Source organism: Bacillus hominis, assembly GCF_030348325.1.
Classification (GTDB): domain Bacteria; phylum Bacillota; class Bacilli; order Bacillales; family Bacillaceae_G; genus Bacillus_A; species Bacillus_A hominis.
This window is the reverse complement of record NZ_JAUCFS010000004.1, coordinates 121,645-141,148: the sequence shown is the minus strand read 5'-3', so window position 1 is coordinate 141,148 and position 19,504 is coordinate 121,645. Positions and strand designations below refer to the sequence as shown.

Here is a 19,504-nt window from a genome sequence, read left to right as displayed (position 1 = left end):
CGATAAGGGTGTCGTCGCTATGTATAGGGACATTTACCATCCTCCACTATACGTGGAAACGTGTGAAAGTCGCATCCGAAACCATATGTGCAAGTCTCTTGTCTTCTAAACGGGGATTACCTAAGTTGGAATGCCGGAAGGCTATTGAGGATGACTTCAAGGCACTGCCAAGAAGTGTGGCTCATGAATATCCAATACGGTAACGGAGCCTTCATAGTAGTCCGAGCTAGGGAAAGCCTAGTACATGGCGAAGGAAGGCAGTCTGTCCGCTTAAAAAATGAAATTGGGGAGGTGCGAAAGGCATCATGCAAAGTCCAAAAGTAGTATTAAGCAACCTGCAAAGACAGAGTCAGAAGGAAGAGTATAAATTCCGAAGACTCTATCGAAATTTGTACAATCCAGAGTTTTATTTCACTGCATATGACAATCTGAGTAAAAATGATGGAGCACTCACGATGGGTGTAGATAAACGTTCTATTGATGGATTTTCAATAGAAGTTATTGAAGAGCTGATAGAAGCCCTTAAGCAACGGGCATATCAACCGTTCCCATCAAAAAGAGTATATATCCCAAAGAAAGACGGAAAGAAAAGACCATTGGGTATACCTAGTTTTGCGGATAAATTGGTGCAAGAAGTTGTGAGAATGATATTGGAAGCAATATATGAACCAACGTTCTCCGTATCATCACATGCTTATCGAAAAGGAAGAAGCTGTCACACGGCACTTCAAGAAATCCAAAGAACGTTTACTGGTAGCAATTGGTTTATTGAAGGGGATATTAAAGGTTTTTTTGATAACATCAATCATCATACTTTGATTGGCGTTTTAAGAAAACGTATTGAAGATGAGGCATTTATTGAACTGATATGGAAATTTCTTCGTGCTGGATACTTGGAAGAATGGAAATTTCATAATACCTTTAGCGGTGCTCCGCAAGGTGGTATTATCAGTCCACTTCTATCTAATATCTACTTGAATGAGTTAGACCAATACATGATGAACTATATACAACAATTCAATCAAGGTAAAAAACGAAAGAACAATCCTGAATATCAACGGAAATATACTCAAATGAGAAGCACGATTCGGAAGTATAAAAATGCACTGGAAAAAGAACAAAAAGAAGAAGCACAACAACATTTAGAACAAGCTAAAGCGTTAAAGAAAGAATTACAGACGATTCCATATAGTAATCCAATGGATTCAACTTATAAGCGTCTTACTTATGTTAGATACGCTGATGATTTTCTGATTGGTGTAATTGGTTCAAAGTACGATGCAAGATATATTAAGAAAACGTTGACTGAGTATCTAATGAAGACACTTCAATTGGAATTGTCTTCAGAGAAAACGCTTATTACCCATGCTTCTGAAAAACATGCAGGATTTCTCGGTTACAATATTCGTGTTTTTAGAGGAAGTGCACCTCGAAAAGATGCGATTGGGAGAGTATGTAGATACCTTAATGGAAAAGTTCAATTAAAAATGCCTCATGAGGCTTGGGTCAACAAATTGAAGAAATACCAAGCTATCAAAATGAGTGCCGATGGCACTTGGATGCCCAAAGAAAGAGGATACTTCATTCATAATGAAGATTTAGAGATTGTCGCTCAATATAACAGTGAAATAAGAGGATTGTATAACTATTATCGGCTAGCAGAAAACGTGAGTAATCATATGCATCGTTTTGCTTACTTCATGTATTACTCTATGCTAAAAACATTTGCATCTAAGTATAGAGTTAAAACAAAAGAGATTCGAAAACGTTATGAGAAAAACAGACGATTTACTGTCACATATAAAACATCTCGAGGAGAAAAGCAAACTCATTTTATTGAACGTAGTTTTCCACGAGAGAAACAGTCAAAAGAAGCGAACTTAGATTTAATTCCAGATACAAAATATGTGTTAAGTGAAACGAAACTCTCTGATCGAATCAAAGCCGAACAATGCGAATTGTGTGGGAAAACGAATACCACAATTCATATGCACCACGTAAAAAGATTGAAAGACATTAAAAATAAGCCGAACAATTCCTTTCTAGAGAAACGTATGGTTTCAAGGAATCGTAAAACCATAGCGTTATGTAAAGAGTGCCACGTAAAAAGGCACAAAGGAGAGGTTTAGCGGGAGACAGATGGAGAGCCGGATACATTGAGAGATGTAAGTCCGGTTCGGGGAGGAGCACTTAAAAACCTACTACAGTAATGTAGCAAGGCGTTGGGTGCTTACTCTACCTTTATGTTGATGCCGTTTTGAAATATTATCAGCCGGGTTCTGTCGTTTCTGGTGGAGGAGGAAATCCAGGAAGTGCAGGAAGTAGCGGTTCAAAAGTTGCCGATGTAGGTCGCCAATGGATAGGGCGTTCTACCTATGTATTTGGTGGAGGACGTAATACAAATGACATTGCAAGAGGAATTTTTGATTGTAGTAGTTTTGTACGCTGGGCATTCGAACAAGTAGGAATGAATGTAAGTCCAATGGGAGCTGTAAGTACGGAAACATTAAATAAGATTGGTACAACAGTATCAGTAAATGATATGAAACCGGGGGACGTTATTTTCTTTGATACCTACAAGCATGACGGACACGTTGGCATTGTAATTGATAAAAATACTTTCATTGGATGCCAAACAAATAAAGGAGTTTCCATTGAAGATTTAAATAATCCGTATTGGAAAAAAGTCTTTTCTGGTCATGTAAGAAGGTTCTAAAAATCGAAAGAATAGGAGACTTTAAGTATGAAAGATAAACGAAAATTTTTGTTTATTGTGTTTGTCATATTAGTAATAGGCGTGACAGCTTTTAATATCTATTTGAGTAAAAAATCAATGAGTGATGGCAAAGAAAAACAGCTAAAACTTACAAATGAATTACTAACAAGACAGAATGAAGATTTAAAAAAACGGTTAGATAAGGTACTTCCTTCCGCACAAGAACAACAAAGAAGAGCGTATTTATCGACAGCCGAAACGTTTATTCAATTATCCTTTCATCGAGAAAAAGAAGGCTATAATGAGCGAAAAGAAAAAGCAAAATCCATTATGAGTGAAGAACTTTTACAACAATTTTATCCCACTGATAAATACGAATTAGGAGACACCTATAAGACGAAACCAATAGAAATGAAGTTTTATTTACAAGAAAATGAAACCGATCAAGAAGAAGTAAATGTGTTAGCTGAATTTATAAATGTCACGACGGATTCAGCGCAAAATCGAGAAGAAAAAGTTAAAAGTGTGTTGCGAATCATCATAAAAAAGGAAAAGGAAACATGGCGAGTTACAAGTGTAGAAGAACTCAATGTGAAAGTTTTATAACAAAAAAAGATGAGGTGAGAGTGTGATAGGTGCAATCAGTAAGAAGAGTGAAAGAATCAATTTAAGAAGAAATAAGTCATGGATATACCTAGCAATTATCAGCTTTCTATTTTTCGGTTTTTTCGCATTCTTGACATCTAAAATTTACATGCCGAACGATGAAAAACTATTCCACACGGAAACGAATAAAGTAATTAAGTTGTCGGGGATGGGTAAATTGATTGTAGAACAAAGGGAGTATAATCCACATAAAAACTTCATAGAAATTCGATTTCGGATAGAAGGATATGAGGAAACTGGATTTACATTTAAAGCACAAGAAAAAGGAAATCCAGGTGTTCAATTACCTGTCAAAGTGTTGTATGAGGAGAACGGAAATTACGTGATAGAAGTCAAAGAATTATCTCCAAATTGGGGAGCTTTAGCTTTAGATATTTACAATAAAAACAGTGAAAAAGAACAAATGGATATTCGGAAGTTTACACAAGATGCTAACGAGTACGAAGAAGAAAATACAAGTACAAAGAGTCCCAATAAACTTGTTCAGACGATTTTTACTGATCAAAGAAAAACAAAAGCGAATGATGAATTGTTAGCTGAAGATAAAAAAACATATGAGTTAGATTTTATAGAAAGAGATAAAAAAGATATTGAAACAAAGATCGAAAATTATGGAAAAGCAATTAAGCTTGAAGAAGAAAATGGGAAGAAAGTTTATGAGAAAGTAAAAGAACTAAAAGATGAAATGAAGTACCAAACTGAAGCGGAAAAAACGGAAACCCAATCGAAAATATCATCTTTAGAATCCAAAATAAAATCATCAGAAAAGAACATTGAATTGTTTAAAGGAGAACAAAAAATTGCACGAGATAAGATCAAAAAATTAGAGCAAAAGGCACTAGAAATTAATAAAAGCTGAAAAAAGTCATGTCGTGAGTGAGTCTACATCAAGGGATTTCGTGTCGTGAGTGAGTCTACACCTAGAAGGTTTTCTTGTTCCCATCGTTTTGCTAGGCTCCGCCTAGCTTCACACCCTAGGTGGGAACAAAAACCCCTTATGCTCTTCTCACTATTTTTTGATCTCTACCCAGATTTGCAGAAAGGAGAGGGAAAAGTGGAAATCAGAATTAGAGAAGTAGATCCAATTGCAGTAAAGAAAATAGATGAAATTGCAAAGAGGAAAGGATTATCCAGACAGAAATTTTTGAAAGACCAAATTGAAATGCTGGCATTTTTTCAGCAACAAAATAAAAGAGAAATGGAATTAGAAAATATCATCCAAAAGAACATCCATATGATGAATGATTGTTATGGAGAAATGAAAAAAATGAATGAGTTTATTCAAATGATGATGCAGGATGATGAAAATGAGTAATGTGGTTCCTGTTCAATCTTCCAGTACACCGGGTGTTGTTTTAAAAACAAAATTTGTGCTACCAAGTTCGGATGCATTTCAGAACTATATTGAGTATGTAGACCGGGAAGAAGCACAAAGTGAAGTGAAGCTGAATCCGAAAATGTTTGAAACGTATCAAGAATATATGGGAAATCCAGAAAAGACATCGGCACTGTTTACGGAACACGCAAATCGTTTAACAGAAAGTGAGAAAAAATCCTTAAAGGAAATGTTTAAAACCGCTCACGAAAATGGAAGTATTATGTGGCAGGATGTCATTTCTTTTCATAATCCTTGGCTAGAGGAACAAGGCATTTATGATGCAAAGACAAAGACGTTGGATGAAAAAAAGTTAATGGATGTGACACGGCTTGCGATGAAAGAAATGCAAAAAAGAGAGGGGTTAGAAAAAAGTTCTACCTGGTCGGCAGCCATTCATTTTAACACGGATAACATTCATATTCATGTAGCAACTGTTGAACCATTTCCAACGAGAGAACGTGGAAAAAGAAAACCCAAAACATTGGATGCGATGAGGGGAAAAGTCGTAAATAATCTGTTAGATCGTAAGCAGGAACAAAAACAAATTAATGATCTGATTCGAAACAATATGGTGGGAAGTAAAAAAGAGGATTCGGTTTTTGATTGGCGCAATCAACATTTGAAACCATTGTTTTTACAAATATATAAACAGTTACCAAGTGATAAAAGACAGTGGCAATATAGCTACAATACAATTCAGCCATTGAAGCCGGAAATTGATGAATTAAGCAGGCGATATATTCAACATCATCATAAAAAAGATTACGATCAGTTTCTCCAAAAGTTAGATAAAGAAGTGCAAGTTTTTAAAGAAGCATATGGGGAAGGAAAGTATAATAAGAAGCAATATGAAAATTATAAAACGAATAAAATCAATGACCTGTATAAAAGAATGGGGAATGCCTTTTTACAAGAAATGAAGGCATATGATAAAGAACAAAAGAGAATCCATCATGTGAAAAAATCAAAGCCGTTTCAAAAATTTCAAGAGAATGTATCTATTCAATACTCATTAAAAAAAATGGAACGTGCTTTTAAAAGCGAATATGAAAGCTGGAAGAACCAAAAGTATTATGAGCGTATGCAAAAAGAAAGTGCATATCAAAAAGAGAGGGGTTATTAAATGAAGGACTTTCGCATGCAAATTACATTGGATGAAGAAACAGATACGTATATTAAAGATTATATGGAAGAACACAATATTAGATACAACGGCGAAGCAATTGTAAGGATTTGTAGAGAACATCAAGCATCAAAAAATACAGAATGGTCATTGAATTATATTTCAGAAGTTGTTTCTAAAAATCTTCATGACATATTAAAAAGTGAGCTAACAAAAATTCGTCTTGGTGCAAATAGTGCGGATCGAAATACACAAGTTTTAATAGAGTTATTAAATGGTTATTTCTTTTTAGAAGGCGTAGACAGCATCATTACGACTGATAAACAGGAGATGGAAAGTGTGAAGATGGCAAAGAAAACTGTGGAAGAACGAATTAGCCATTTAAGACAAAAGCGTTTAGATCATGAGGCATCAAAGAACAATGTAACCTAAGTGTAGAATGACAATAAAGTTGTTTAATTCACAGCATAGTCATTTAAAAAATAATAAAGTTATTTAAAAATCTTTCTTTCAAGCGGTCAAAAGGTATTTTCAACTTAGTACAGAACTATATCATAGTAGGTTGACATAAAATAGGTTGGATAAAATTGATATGAATAGGGAGAAAAATACCGATGGATTGCTTAGTTGCAAAGGGTAGTATTTATTATGAAATCGTAGGGAATGGCTTTCCAATATTAATAATGCATTCAATGGGTACAGACCATAAATCTATGAAAGCCTGGATAGAGCCAATTTTTGATAAGATTCAGGGTTTTCAGAGGATATATATAGATTTACCTGCTCACGGTCGAAGTTTAATTGACGAAAATTTCAACTCTTCAGATGATATGCTTTTAAATATTTTGAACTTTATTGATATGACAATTCCTAACCAAGCATTTTCTCTTATTGGTTTTTCATTTGGAGGATATTTGGCACAAGGTGTTTTGCACCATAGACATAAAAATGTAAAGAGTATTTGTTTGCTGGCTACTTCACTTCATTTGAAAGATAGGGATCTTCCTAAAAAAATAGTTGTTACAAAAGATGAAGATTTATTAACAGAATTGGATTCTGATATAAGAATGGCTTTTGAAACATTGATGAATTATCAAAATAAAGAGAACCTTAACTACTTTTTAAACGAAATCCAACCTGGACGATTATTAGCTAATAAAAATTTTTTAATGTCAAATTGGAGAGAGAAAGGGTATTTTCTTTCTGAAGAACCGCTTAATGATGTAGGTACACTTACACAACCTGTACTCATTATTCTAGGGAAACAAGATTCAATCTGTGGTTATAAAGATCACCTTTTTCTTCTAGAAAAATTTCCGAATGCTACGTTTTCCATTTTAGATGGTGCTGGTCATATGCTTCAAATAGAAAAACGTAAAATAGTACAAGAACTAATCAAAGACTGGCTAATTAGGAGCAATTCGGTTTGCGAATCAAGCGAGTAAATACAATCGATAACTTTTTTAGCCAAATCTCCATATCTGTTGCTTGTCAGTTCATTTTGTTGTTCTTCAACTAACAGGTGCTTTAGTTCAATAAGGATTAAATAACTTTATTATTGATTTTTGAGTGCAAATGCAATTAAATGGATAGAAATTAAACAACTTTAAAGAGCCTTAGTACAATAAAATGTGCAAGGCTTTTATATATTTCATAACAAAATTCAATAACTTTATTATCACTTTACACTAAGCTACATTGTTCTTTTTTATAAAAAAATAGGAGGTTATTAGGATGTTATTATTTCATGAAGATATGGCATTAGGAGTCATTAAAGAAATTGGAGAAGATGAACTTGTGTTACTTGTAAAGGATGAAGAATTAATAATTAAAATTACAAGAGAACAAGTGAGAGAGCTGGCAGTTCATGTCATGAATCAAGAGAATATGTTAATTCCGATTAACTTAAAAACTCATGAACTTTTCTTTGATACAGCTGAGAGATGGAATGAAGAAGACATGGAGGAATTGCAAAGAGCTAGCGAAGTGTAAATAGATAAAAAAGTTCTTTTCTGAATAAAAAAGTTCTTTACTCATTCAAAAATACAATGATGGAAATGAGGGTTAACATGTTTGTGAATTTCAACTTAAAAAGCATTGAAAACGGTGATATAAGAGTAAATATAGAGAGCGCAAACCATGATTTAAAACATGTCATAGAATGTTTTAAAGAAGAGGGCTTCAATCTTTCGAAATGGTACTTAATTGAAATAGCAGCTACTGAAAGCGAAAGGGTTTATTGTTTTAAAGACTCTGAGAGTCACTATGTAGATATGTTAATTGGTGCAAATAATCAGGTGACTCCAAATTATTTTAAAAACCATGACGTGGATCAATATAGTTTGTTTCAAGCGGAATCAATACGAGAAGCAATTAGATTATATGAAGTTATATACAGTCCAATTATATATAAAGAATAAGTAGTTCTTTGCCGAATGAAAATATTCTTTACTCATTTGAAAATGTAGTAATTATCAGCCTGGTTAGTAAAGAACTTTTTTATACAAGGACACGAAGGAGTAGGAGAAGATCATGAGTAAAAATTATAAGAAAAAGTATCAAACAAAATCACCGGAAGAAAAGAAAGAAGCGGTGCAAGATTTAACAAAAAAGATGGAAAAAAGCATAGAAGGCTATTTTCGTACACCAGGAGATTTGAAAGATTATTTATCGTTTATGGCAAAATTTTATCACTATTCACCATCTAATATTTCATTAATACAGAGTCAATTCGAGGGAGCCAAGGCAGTTGGTTCCTTTTCTTTTTGGAAAGAAAAAGGGTTTGCGGTTAAGAAGGGTGAGAAAGGAATCCAGATCCTTGTTCCAAACAGAACTATAGCAAAATTTAAAGACAAACAAGGCACTTGGAAAACAGTAACTAAAGCAAATGAGGAAGAGAAAAAACAAATTGAATCTAAAAGCGTAGAAGTGAAACCTGGTCGTTTATATTTTGCTGTCGGCCATGTGTTTGATGCGTCTCAAACGAACGTAAAAGCGGAAGATCTCCCTCGTATTTTTCCGAATCGTTGGTTAGAAGGAAGCGTAAAAGATTACAAGAGTTTGTATAGAGGAATGGAAGCTGTTGCGGAAAAGAACGGTGTGAAAATTATTGAGCCGAAGCAAGAACTTGGGGTCGCAAAGGGTGTTAGTTACACTTTAACAAAAGAAGTTTCCCTGAATCCACGGAACAGTGAATTGCAAAATGTGAAAACCCTTCTTCATGAACTTGCCCATGCCAAACTTCATACAGCAGAGACACATATGAATTACACAGCGCCAGAAAAAGAGTTTCAAGCAGAAATGACCGCTTATGCCGTTTCTTCTTATTTTGGAATTGATACAAGCGAATATTCTTTGGGGTATTTAGCGAGTTGGACACAAGGAAAAGAGATGAAAGATAAAACGAAGTTATTGAAAGAAGTACATGAAACCTCGATTGAATTTATTGAAACCATTGAAAACACGTTAGAAAAGGAAAAAGAAAAAACAAATGAAAAAGAGGGGGAAGGTATGGCAAATCAAAATGAAAAACAGGATGAAAAAAATATTTTATTGGTCGAATATATGAGTTTAAGTAAGACGACACAAGAGCTTGTTTCCATTACAGAATTAAGGGAGCAAGTAGATAGAAATCAAGCGTTTGAGCCCGTAGAAGGTGCAGAAAAATTGAGTGATAAAGAATTTATTGATGCATTTAACGAGGCGAATCAAGAAAAGTATGCAGCACTAGATCAGAATGAAATTACTCGTCCAACCATGTTAGTTCAGTGGAGCGAAAATGAAAATTTTAAAAGTAATCAATTGATTCCATTCGGAGAAGTCAATGGAAAAATGTCTGAAGTTATTTCAAATATTGAAAAAGCAAAAGAAGAGGCAAAGGAAAGAGGGGAATATGTAGGATATGATAAAACCCGTTATCATATCGTCATTCCAAAAGAAGTAGATAGGGATTTTGGGAGAATGGAGCTTGTGAGTATGGATCGTTTGGATCTTGGAGACGGAGACTACAAGACACCGTATGAACAAGTATTAAACGAGAAAAGGTATCTATCCGATGAAGTGAAACAAGCGTTACGAGATGAAGTAGTGAATTATAGAAGTAACAAAGAAATACCGATGGAAAAAGCACATGAAAGTACACTAGAAAATTTGAAAGAGACACCCAATCACCTAGTTACAATTGAAGTGTTAGCAAACGGTATACAAGATGAAGAACTGGCAAGAATCCACATGATGGACGGTGTTACGAAAGATATAAATTATTTGTCTGTATGGAATCAAGATAAAACAGATCGGGATGATTTATATGTTTCCTTAATGGAAAAGAACGGGAAACGAGAAAATGTCTATTTAGATAACATTTTGAAACCAGATTTATATGAAAAGGTTCAAAGTTCTATCTTTGATGGGAGAGGAAATTTGTCATTTGTTGTTTATGAAAAGTATGCAAATATGAGTCTAGATGAAATCGTAAAAGATGAACGATATGGACTCTTAGTTGATAAAGCGGAGGGACAAAAAGATTACTCATTTAATGAAAAAGAAGTGGAATTGTATAAAGAAATGAAAAAGGAAGGATATGCACCTATTGCTTCTTTAGATCAACAAATTCAACCTTCAAAAGAAAAAGAGTCGACTACATTAGATAAGGATTTAAGCCGGAAATACGAAGCATACAGACGTTCACAATATGAAGAAACACCAGATAATATTGATAGTATTGTCACTCGTGTAAAAGCTGAAGAGCGATATTATACAACAAAGTATGTTTCGATTGATAATGAGCTGGTAAGCCAAGAACACGTAGTGAAATTAGAAAATCAGGTGGATGAGAAGCTTGGGAAAGAAGGAATAACGGTGAATCAGTCTACAACTTCAAAGGAAAAGGATGTAGATAAAAATTTTCAACCATTAAACAGAAAACAAACGAACAATAAGGAAAAAGAAAAGGAGCTAGAGCCTATTGCCCAAGGTAATGTAGAGCAGGCGAAGGCTACAAAGAAATCAAGTAGAAAAAAAGAAACAATGGAAATGGAACGATGAAAAATTTTATAACAGGAAAACCAGATTAAATCATTTTTTGTTACTCAATTGAGAAAACAGAAAGTGATTTTTTTATATCTAAACAAGAAAGAGGGTAAAAGTAAAAGCCCTCTTTCTTGTTTGTAGAACGAAAGGAGTGAACGTCATATGTGGACTTGAAAGAAAGTTCAATCGTTTATAACAAAGTTCAACCGTTTTGAAAAAAGATTAACTGTTTATAAAGAAGTTGTACCGTTTTATTCTTTAGAGTTTAGTTTTCTAAATATGACTTTATAAAAAAAATTAGTAATTCATAACAAAGTTCTATAACTTTAAAAAAGATTTATAAACGCTATTAAAAAGAAAAATACAATTGGAATTTCATCCCATTTAATAATTTTGTCATATATAATATATGTAGTTTAAACTGACATTTCAAATAAGAGGATATATAGAGAGTGGGAGTTAAAATGAGTAAACCAGAATTATATGTTAGTTTAGCCGTAGGGCCAAATTGCGATGGGGCAGCATTTGCCTTGCGATCGGCACTTGAGTACTTCGGAGCAAGGGTTAATGTTCATTGGATAGGAGGACGACCAAATGATTTAGTTGATGTTCTTTCTGGAGAAGATCGAGAGGAGAAAATGAATTATTTGATTTTATATTTCCATGGTGATGAAGGGAGATTTTGTATACCTGAACTAGACGATAACGATTATGAGGTTAACGAGCCAAGAGGAGAGTTTTTTGGTGCTGAAGAAGTTATACGGTATTCAAAAATGAATGATTTAAAAGTTATCGCAGCAGGCTGTACATTAGGTGTAGAACAATTAGCCTCTGCATTTTTAAAAAGTGGTTGCCACTCATATTTAGGCCCAGATGATTATATAGATGGTAACGCAAATTTATTGTTTTTAATACGATTCATGTATGAAATTATTAATAATAAGAGCCAACAAGAAGCATTTGAAATTGCAAAATCCTTGGATGATGAAACTTCAATGTATCAGCTTTATTTACAAGAAAACATTAACAAGAATGGTTAAGTTAGAAGAATAAATTTGAATAGATAAAATAGAGGTAAAATGAAAATAATAAACTATCCTTATTGTGCTCAAAGGGACTTTCTGTGAAGAAGGCTAATAAAAATAATCAAACTTTTTAAAAAAATCATATTTTATTTCATAGAGCAACTCCATTTTGATTATTGTTTTTTCTAAATGGAGTTTTTATATTTGCTGTTAAATAAGGAGTTCTGTGAGATTTTAATCAAACTTTTTTAAAAATTGTATAATGCTTCACAAAGTAGGAATCCGTTTTGATCAATCTCTTTTCAAAATGGATTCCTTTTGTTTCTTATCAAATAAGGGTTTGTAAAACATTTCCGATTAAACTTTATTCCAAACCAATACATGAATGTATGGCTGTTTGCGGGCTGTATGTTCCTTGTAGCAGTCTTTTTAAACACGTTGTTATTATTCGGTCACAGAATGATAAAAAGGTGGAGAAATAAGAAATGGAATCGTGAAAATGAAATTGCAGATTAATAGGAGGTACTACTTATGGGAAAAACATTGTTTATTGCAGAGAAGCCGAAGGTAGCTGTTGAATTATTAAAATCACCTAGATTTAGAAACTCGCAAAAATATTCAGGAAGTAAGCCATATTATGGCTACTATGAAAATGAAAATTACATTATTAGTTGGTGCCGAGGGCATTTATTAGAACTAAAACATCCAGAGGAGATGGACAAGAGATACAAAGAATTTAAATTCGAACATTTACCAATTATTTTGGAGCCGGAATATAAAGTGAAATCGGATAGTCTTGAACAAGTTCAAATATTGGTTAAGCTGTTAAACCGTCCTGATGTAGATCATGTGGTCAACTCCTGTGATGCAGACAAAGAGGGTGAACTTATTTATCGTGAGATAGTTGAACATGCAGGTGTGAACAAGCGAGAATCTCGTCTTTTTATCTCTTCCTATGAAGCCGCAGAATTAGAGGGAGCGTTGAACCGATTAGAACCAGGAACAGACTATGATGGGCTTGCTCAATCCGCCAAAGCAAGGCAATACCTGGACTATATTCTAGGAATTAATGTTACGAGGGGCTGTACATCAAAACTAGCAAGAAACCAATTTTTATTGGCTTCTGGTCGTGTTCAAATGTGTATCTTGAATGAAATACGTCAAAGAGAAATTGCAATTCAAAACTATAAAGAACAAACCTACTACAATTTGAAGCTACTAACCGAAAATGGTTTATCACCGGTGATGAAAACAGAAGATCAGCTGATAGATCCATCCCCACTACAAAAACTTGGAGATAGCTTGAAAGAAACGGATGTAATCGTAACGGAATTTAAAGAAAGTACGAGAAAAAAGAAACCCAAATTATTATATAACTTAACAGATATCTACAAAGATGCTCATGCCAAGCTGAAGATAAATGCAGAAACAGCAAAAAAACATATTCAGAGTTTGTATGACGAAGGTTTTATCACGTACCCTCGTTCTTCATCTAGGCACTTACCTACCGAACAAGTGGAACGAGTAAAAGAAGTAATGGGAGCATTAGAAAAGAGCTCCTATACAAATTTAGTACAACAAGTAGATCCATCTTCTATTACGAAAAAACATACGACTTTTAATGATGAGTTAGTAAGTAGTCACTTTGCAATCATTCCAACAACAAAATCATATGTCGGGACCAACCGAAATCCATTAGAAAAACTGTTATATGACTTAATTGTAAAACGATTTATCGGGAACTTTATGAAACCAGCAATCTACCTGGTAAGAGAAGTACACTTTATAGATCAAGAGGGCAACACATATAGTACAAAAGAAAAGATCCTACAAGAGAAAGGGTTTCTAAGTGTGTTTCAAGAGGATATAGAAGAGGGATCAGTTGAGGCATTTCAAATCCCTGTTTTACAGGAGGGAGATTCTTTCAGAATCGTTCAGTATGACTTGATTGAGTCCCGAACAAAGAAACCAGCCTATCATACGGAAAGTTCCATTTTAACCTTTATGGAAACGGCAGGACGTAAATTGGATGATGAACATTTGAAAGAACTGATGAAAGGAAAACGGATTGGGACAGTCGCAACGGAAGAAACATTTATCCCAAAACTGTTAGAGCGAAGCTATATTGATGTTACCAATAATCAGATTCAAACCACTCATATTGGTCGTGCATTTATAGATGCTTTTCCGGTAGATGAAATCAAAAATCCAGCTTATACGGCTGAAATGGAAGGGATGATCTACATGATTGAAAAGAAAGAAATGAACTATGAAGAGTTTGTGGAAAAAACAAATACGTTTGTAAAGGATACGGTGGAACAATTAGGCGCAATGGATGATAAAGTGTCGGATAACATTATTAATACTTGGAATCAGCAAATTGAGGTGTGCAAATGCCCTTGTAGAAAAGGGAAAATCCTTCATAAAGGTAATTTTTATGGGTGCAGTAATTATCCAGAATGTGAAATTTCCTTACCCAAGAAAATTAAAGAAAAAGCGATTCCGGAGCCGCAAGCGAAAAAGCTGTTTGAAGATAAAAAAACAGATCTTCTAAAAGGATTTAAGTCCAATGAGAAGGAGTTTTCCGCTTATCTAGTGTTACATGAAGGGAATATCAAATTTCAGTTCCCCACACAAGAGGAGCTGTCATTTGGTAAATGCCCAAAATGTAAAAAAGGAGAAATCCTTCATCACAAAACGTTTTATGGATGCACAGAGCATAAAAACGGATGTGATTTTATGTTACCAGCAAAGATGAAAGGGAAAGCAATCCCTGGTAATCAAATGAAAAAGCTGATTCAGTATAAAACGACTGATTTTATAAATGGCTTTGAAGGGGAAAAGGGAGAATTTACGGCAGCTATCTATATGGAAGCGGACGGAAGTTTGAAATTCCGTTTTCCAACGACTGAAGATCGTACAATTGGCAAATGTCCATTATGTAAGAGTAGAGTTCTTGTAGGGAAAAGTAACTACTTATGTGAGAAATACAAAAAAGGCTGTGACTTCATTATTTTTGGTACATTCTCTGGTAAAAATCTAAGTAGTAACCATGTGAAAAAGTTATTAGAAAAGAATGTGACAGATCAGATTAAAGGGTTTATCTCGAATAAAAACGGGAAGAAATTTGACGCTCGTTTATCATACAGCGTACAGGAGAAGCGATTAAAATTCTTATTCGGCAAATAAAAATGAAATGTATCAACTATAAGTAGCAAAAGAGGACTAGGAAACGGAATAGTCCTCTTTTTTATTTCATTTTATAGAGTAAAGGGGGGATTCCGTAATGGCACATGTCAGTACGGAGGATGCGATGAAAGCAAGAAACATTGACTTGATTTCATATCTGGAAGCAAAGGGAGAAACGTTTAAAAAAGAAGGAAACTATTACCGTCATACAGAGCATGACAGTCTCATTATTAAAGGGAATCAATACGCCTGGAATAGTCGAGGGGAGAAGGGATATGGAGCGATTAGCTTTGCGATGATGTACTATGAAATGACATTTCCACAAGCCGTATTAGATATAAATAAAGGGGATTACAAAGAGTTTGATCGCTCAAAAGCTGAAGAAGAACGCAAAAAAGAACAGCAGCCCTTTATCTATCCAAAACACTTAGAGGTGCCGAAACAAACAGAGATCAAGCAGTACTTAATTGATGAGCGGAAAATAGATCCTCGTTTAGTGAACTGGTTAATTAAAAAGGATCTCATCGCCCAGGATAAGAAAAACAATGTCGTGTTCAAATGGAGAGAAGAAGGAGGTAAAGGAAAAGTAATTGGAATGAATCGCCAAGGTACTGTCAAAATGGAGAATAAACGAGGAAGTTTTAAACAAATTGTCCCGAATTACGAAAGGATTCATGCAGGTTTTACAGTTGATGTAGGTAAGCCGGATAAGATTATTTTTTATGAAGATCCAATCGACATGTTGTCCCATTGGAGTATCAAGCAAAACAAAATACAAAACGCTCGCCTGGTGTCTATGCATGGTTTGAAGTCAAAAACAGTGATTCAATCTTTAATGGATGCGAAAAAAGAAGGGCACGATATTAAAGAGGTCATTATGGCAGTGGATAATGATAAGGCTGGGAAAGACTTCATCCAGACGATGAAATGCTTTGTAGATCTTAAAGAGGACATTCCAACGCATGAAAAGGATTGGAACGATGTCCGGAAGAAACAAGTGAATGAACAACAGCCAAAAGAAACAGTGCAACCAAAGAAAATGAAACCAATTAAAGAGGTGGAGAGAAGTGTCTAATCTACCCAAAATGCCAAACATACTACAGATTTTGATTTATGGTTTTATCCTTTATGTTCTTTTTCGTATTTTTAAATTTATGTACCGGAAGATCCAGGAGCGAAGAATATTAAAGCGAATGGCTAAGTCCGGTATTCGTTATATAGACAAAATGGACGGCCATCAATTCGAAGTATACGTGCGCCCATAAGGGCTTCTGGGGAATCTGCTTTAGCAAGTAGTAGGTATAGACACCCAACAAACCTATCATCAACCAACTTATCCATGAGGGAAACCAAATTGGGGAGTGTAGCATGTTGGTAAAGCCATAAGTTGCCTAGTTACCAACGGCACGACTGAATGGCAAGATGAAACCGTTGTGAACAAGGATGAAAGCTAAACTGCTTGAATGATAGTCCAAGGGGGCATATCGAAGTCTATTTCGAAAGGTAACTGATACGAAATAAAACCATGGTACAGGGTTCAGATAGACAACCTTTGTACAGTAGGTGTCCGTGGTTTCCTAGCCATAATAAATGGAAAAGGACGAAAGTCACATCCGATATCACAATACTGCTATGTCCGCAGAAGTACTAAATGGGGATTACCTAAGTTAGAGTGCCATAGAAAATGGCTATTGAGGATGATATCAAGTGTAATAAGCAAGATATGTGGCTCATGAAAATCTAATAAGGTAACGGAGTTCCCGTAGTAGTCTGAAATGGGGAAAGCCTATTACATGGCGAAGGGGAACAGCTTATCTAGTTTAATACAATTATGGAAGGAGCGAGAGGCTTCATGAGAAATCCACATGATGTATTAAGCAATCTAGCGTCTAAGGCAAACAATACTGAGTATAAGTACAAAAGACTGTATAGGAACTTATACAACATAGAGTTTTATCTTTTAGCTTACCACAAGATTAATGCCAAAGAAGGAAATCTGACTAAAGGTACAGATGGAAAAACTATTGATGGAATGAGTATCGAAAGAATACAAAACATAATTGAAGAATTAAGAGAGCAGTCTTATCGACCACACCCTGCTAAAAGAGTGTATATCCCAAAAGTAAAACAAGGAAAAAGACCGTTAGGAATTCCGTCTTTCGATGATAAACTAGTACAAGAAATATTGAGATTAATACTCGAAAGTATATACGAGCCACAATTTTTGGAAACATCACATGGTTTTAGACCGAAAAGAAGCTGTCATACAGCAATAATAAAAATTCAGAGGCGATTTACTGGTGTGAAGTGGTTTGTTGAAGGAGATATAAAGGGATTCTTTGATAATATAAACCATCACACACTTATAGGAATATTAAGAAGAAGAATCGACGATGAAAAATTTATTAATCTCATTTGGAAATTCCTAAAAGCAGGTTACCTTGAAGACTGGAGATATCACAAGACGTATAGTGGGGTACCGCAAGGTGGAATTATAAGCCCTTTATTAGCCAACATCTATTTAAACGAGCTAGATAAATATGCGGAAAAATATAAAAAAATATTTGACTCACAAACTACTAAAAGAAGAAGGCCTATAGAGTACAAGAGGATTCAGTACAAAGTCAGTGATGAAAGAAAGTGGCTAAATGAAAATTGGAGCTTCCTATCTAAGGAACAACGAAGACAAAAGTTAAAAAGCATAAGGGAGAAACAAAAAATATTAAGTAGTATGAACTGTACGGACCCAATGGATGGAAATTTTAGACGCTTTAATTATGTCAGATACGCCGATGATTGGATTGTTGGGATAATCGGTAGCAAACAGAATGCAGAGGACGTCAAAAAAGACTTTGCTAACTATTTAAAGAGCGAGCTTAAATTGGATTTATCATTGGAAAAAACACTAGTTACAAATAGCAAAAAAAGGTTAGATTCCTAGGGTATGATTTAACCGTACAAAGATCCTCAGCAATAAAAAAAGATAAAAATGGAATTCCTAAAAGGACTTATAATGGCGGTGTAAAAATATACGTTCCTAACGAAAAGTGGGTGAGCTCTCTATTAGAAAAAGGTGCCCTAAAGATTAGACCTGACGGTCGATGGAAAATCCTGCACAGAAATACTCTTATAAGGTTGGATGACTTAGAAATACTTAGCACGTATAACGCTGAAATTAGAGGATTATATAACTACTATTGCATTGCTAATAACGCTTGTGTACTAAACAAATTCAAATATGTGATGGAGTATAGTATGTATAAGACTTTTGCTTCTAAGTACAGAAAATCTAAAAGGAAAATAATTGACAAATACTCAATCAATGGGAAATTTGGCGTGAAATATATTGTAAAAGGCGAGGAAAAGATAAGATTCCTATATAATGAAGGCTTCAAAAGAAAGAGGCCAGTAACAGAAATGAAAACAGACTATTTCCCAACTATAATGCAATATAAAGGTAGAACAAGCCTTATATCAAGGCTAGAAGCTCAAACATGTGAAATATGTAAGACTGAGGAAAAACCTTTTGAAGTTCACCATGTAAGAAAATTAAAAGACTTAAAAGGTAAAAAACGTTGGGAACAAAGAATGATAGCAAGACGACGAAAAACTTTAGTAGTTTGTTTAAAATGCCATAGAGACATTCATAATGGAAAGCTAGATTGATAAGTGGAGAGCCGTATACATTGAGAGGTGTACGTACGGTTCGGAGGGGAGTTCTTGGAAACCTCCTGTAGAAATACAGAAAGGCGCTGGGTGCTTACCCTACCTAAAAGCTCTCTTTCGAGAGTTAGGTTATTCTCCAACGGTCACAAAGCAGTCAAATGATTTCGGAGCAGATCTTGTATTAAAGGGGAAAAATCGTATTGTAATCCAGGCGAAACGATACGGGATGAAAAATAGAGTCGGTATTAGTGCCGTGCAAGAGATATATGCAGCCCAAGCGTATTACAAAGCACATGAGGGCTGGGTTGTAACAAACAGTGTGTACACAAGACAAGCGAAAGAATTAGCGGAAGCATGCCATATAAAACTAATAGATCGTGTAGAACTTCAGAAATTGATTAATAAAATTAATCCCGAATATTCGGCTGAAGATGTGTATCAAGGGGTAAAACCTGCGGAAAGGAAATGTCCAGCATGTAAGAATCATTTAGTCGTTCGAAATTCAAATAAAACAGGAAATAAGTTTTTTGGCTGTTCTCAATATCCGACATGTACACATATGGAACCAATAAATAAATGAGCTGTTGTGGATTTGAAATAAAGTTTAATCGTTTATAAAAAAGATTAACTGTTTATAAAAAATATGCACAGTTTTATCCCTTTGAATTTACTTATCTATGGGGATATTTTTATTAAGAAAAGAAATAAAATAT

The 19,504-nt window shown here is 34.6% G+C and carries 14 protein-coding genes and 4 pseudogenes; all 18 read left to right on the top strand.

Features of this window, described 5'->3' with window-relative positions; translation table 11 throughout:
• Positions 1-305 precede the first annotated feature (305 nt).
• Positions 306-2,129 (top strand): reverse transcriptase/maturase family protein, encoded by a 1,824-nt coding sequence (locus tag QUF93_RS02355; protein WP_289361327.1) that lies wholly within the window; start codon positions 306-308, stop codon positions 2,127-2,129.
• Positions 2,130-2,239: 110 nt separating this feature from the next.
• Positions 2,240-2,716: pseudogene (locus tag QUF93_RS02350) on the top strand (C40 family peptidase); the annotation flags it as partial.
• A 27-nt stretch (positions 2,717-2,743) separates the two neighbouring features.
• Complete coding sequence (locus tag QUF93_RS02345; protein ID WP_289361326.1) at positions 2,744-3,322, top strand: YddI family membrane protein; 579 nt, start codon at positions 2,744-2,746, stop codon at positions 3,320-3,322.
• Positions 3,323-3,344: 22 nt separating this feature from the next.
• Complete coding sequence (locus QUF93_RS02340; RefSeq protein WP_289361325.1) at positions 3,345-4,241, top strand: hypothetical protein; 897 nt, start codon at positions 3,345-3,347, stop codon at positions 4,239-4,241.
• 195 nt (positions 4,242-4,436) lie between these two features.
• On the top strand, positions 4,437-4,697 hold the full coding sequence (locus QUF93_RS02335; protein ID WP_002151030.1) for a hypothetical protein: 261 nt from the start codon (positions 4,437-4,439) through the stop codon (positions 4,695-4,697).
• Positions 4,690-5,883: a MobP2 family relaxase gene (mobP2, locus tag QUF93_RS02330; protein ID WP_289361324.1), complete on the top strand. Its 1,194-nt coding sequence runs from the start codon at positions 4,690-4,692 to the stop codon at positions 5,881-5,883. The genes QUF93_RS02335 and mobP2 overlap by 8 nt, the downstream gene beginning before the upstream one ends.
• On the top strand, positions 5,884-6,315 hold the full coding sequence (locus tag QUF93_RS02325; RefSeq protein WP_048375749.1) for a hypothetical protein: 432 nt from the start codon (positions 5,884-5,886) through the stop codon (positions 6,313-6,315).
• Positions 6,316-6,497: 182 nt separating this feature from the next.
• Complete coding sequence (locus tag QUF93_RS02320) at positions 6,498-7,328, top strand: alpha/beta fold hydrolase (RefSeq protein ID WP_078173852.1); 831 nt, start codon at positions 6,498-6,500, stop codon at positions 7,326-7,328.
• A 289-nt stretch (positions 7,329-7,617) separates the two neighbouring features.
• The gene (locus QUF93_RS02315) at positions 7,618-7,875 is read left to right on the top strand and encodes a hypothetical protein (RefSeq protein ID WP_289361323.1); all 258 of its coding nucleotides are present in this window, start codon (positions 7,618-7,620) and stop codon (positions 7,873-7,875) included.
• 77 nt (positions 7,876-7,952) lie between these two features.
• Entirely contained in the window at positions 7,953-8,303 is a 351-nt protein-coding gene (locus tag QUF93_RS02310; protein WP_289361322.1) for a hypothetical protein, read from the top strand.
• Positions 8,304-8,415: 112 nt separating this feature from the next.
• The gene (locus tag QUF93_RS02305) at positions 8,416-10,926 is read left to right on the top strand and encodes an LPD25 domain-containing protein (protein ID WP_289361321.1); all 2,511 of its coding nucleotides are present in this window, start codon (positions 8,416-8,418) and stop codon (positions 10,924-10,926) included.
• A gap of 449 nt (positions 10,927-11,375) precedes the next feature.
• The gene (locus QUF93_RS02300; RefSeq protein WP_289361320.1) at positions 11,376-11,951 is read left to right on the top strand and encodes a delta-aminolevulinic acid dehydratase; all 576 of its coding nucleotides are present in this window, start codon (positions 11,376-11,378) and stop codon (positions 11,949-11,951) included.
• A gap of 366 nt (positions 11,952-12,317) precedes the next feature.
• Positions 12,318-12,452, top strand: a complete 135-nt coding sequence (locus QUF93_RS02295) for a hypothetical protein (protein WP_257209056.1) — start codon at positions 12,318-12,320, stop codon at positions 12,450-12,452.
• Positions 12,453-12,467: 15 nt separating this feature from the next.
• Entirely contained in the window at positions 12,468-15,125 is a 2,658-nt protein-coding gene (locus QUF93_RS02290) for a type IA DNA topoisomerase (protein WP_289361318.1), read from the top strand.
• Positions 15,126-15,222: 97 nt separating this feature from the next.
• A complete protein-coding gene (locus QUF93_RS02285; RefSeq protein ID WP_289361317.1) occupies positions 15,223-16,200 on the top strand; it encodes a DUF3991 and TOPRIM domain-containing protein in 978 nt (325 codons plus the stop codon).
• Positions 16,193-16,384: pseudogene (locus QUF93_RS02280) on the top strand (restriction endonuclease); the annotation flags it as partial. The gene QUF93_RS02285 and the pseudogene QUF93_RS02280, both read left to right, overlap by 8 nt.
• 593 nt (positions 16,385-16,977) lie before the next feature.
• Positions 16,978-18,791, top strand: a pseudogene (locus tag QUF93_RS02275) (reverse transcriptase/maturase family protein).
• A 100-nt stretch (positions 18,792-18,891) separates the two neighbouring features.
• Positions 18,892-19,371: pseudogene (locus tag QUF93_RS02270) on the top strand (restriction endonuclease); the annotation flags it as partial.
• Positions 19,372-19,504 lie beyond the last annotated feature (133 nt).

Bases quoted from the DNA above. Each gene is read 5' to 3' on its own strand.
- QUF93_RS02355 (WP_289361327.1), top strand. From the start codon at position 306: ATGCAAAGTCCAAAAGTAGTATTAAGCAACCTGCAAAGACAGAGTCAG.
- QUF93_RS02345 (WP_289361326.1), top strand. From the start codon at position 2,744: ATGAAAGATAAACGAAAATTTTTGTTTATTGTGTTTGTCATATTAGTA.
- mobP2 (WP_289361324.1), top strand. From the start codon at position 4,690: ATGAGTAATGTGGTTCCTGTTCAATCTTCCAGTACACCGGGTGTTGTT.
- QUF93_RS02325 (WP_048375749.1), top strand. From the start codon at position 5,884: ATGAAGGACTTTCGCATGCAAATTACATTGGATGAAGAAACAGATACG.
- QUF93_RS02320 (WP_078173852.1), top strand. From the start codon at position 6,498: ATGGATTGCTTAGTTGCAAAGGGTAGTATTTATTATGAAATCGTAGGG.
- QUF93_RS02315 (WP_289361323.1), top strand. From the start codon at position 7,618: ATGTTATTATTTCATGAAGATATGGCATTAGGAGTCATTAAAGAAATT.
- QUF93_RS02310 (WP_289361322.1), top strand. From the start codon at position 7,953: ATGTTTGTGAATTTCAACTTAAAAAGCATTGAAAACGGTGATATAAGA.
- QUF93_RS02305 (WP_289361321.1), top strand. From the start codon at position 8,416: ATGAGTAAAAATTATAAGAAAAAGTATCAAACAAAATCACCGGAAGAA.
- QUF93_RS02300 (WP_289361320.1), top strand. From the start codon at position 11,376: ATGAGTAAACCAGAATTATATGTTAGTTTAGCCGTAGGGCCAAATTGC.
- QUF93_RS02295 (WP_257209056.1), top strand. From the start codon at position 12,318: ATGAATGTATGGCTGTTTGCGGGCTGTATGTTCCTTGTAGCAGTCTTT.
- QUF93_RS02290 (WP_289361318.1), top strand. From the start codon at position 12,468: ATGGGAAAAACATTGTTTATTGCAGAGAAGCCGAAGGTAGCTGTTGAA.
- QUF93_RS02285 (WP_289361317.1), top strand. From the start codon at position 15,223: ATGGCACATGTCAGTACGGAGGATGCGATGAAAGCAAGAAACATTGAC.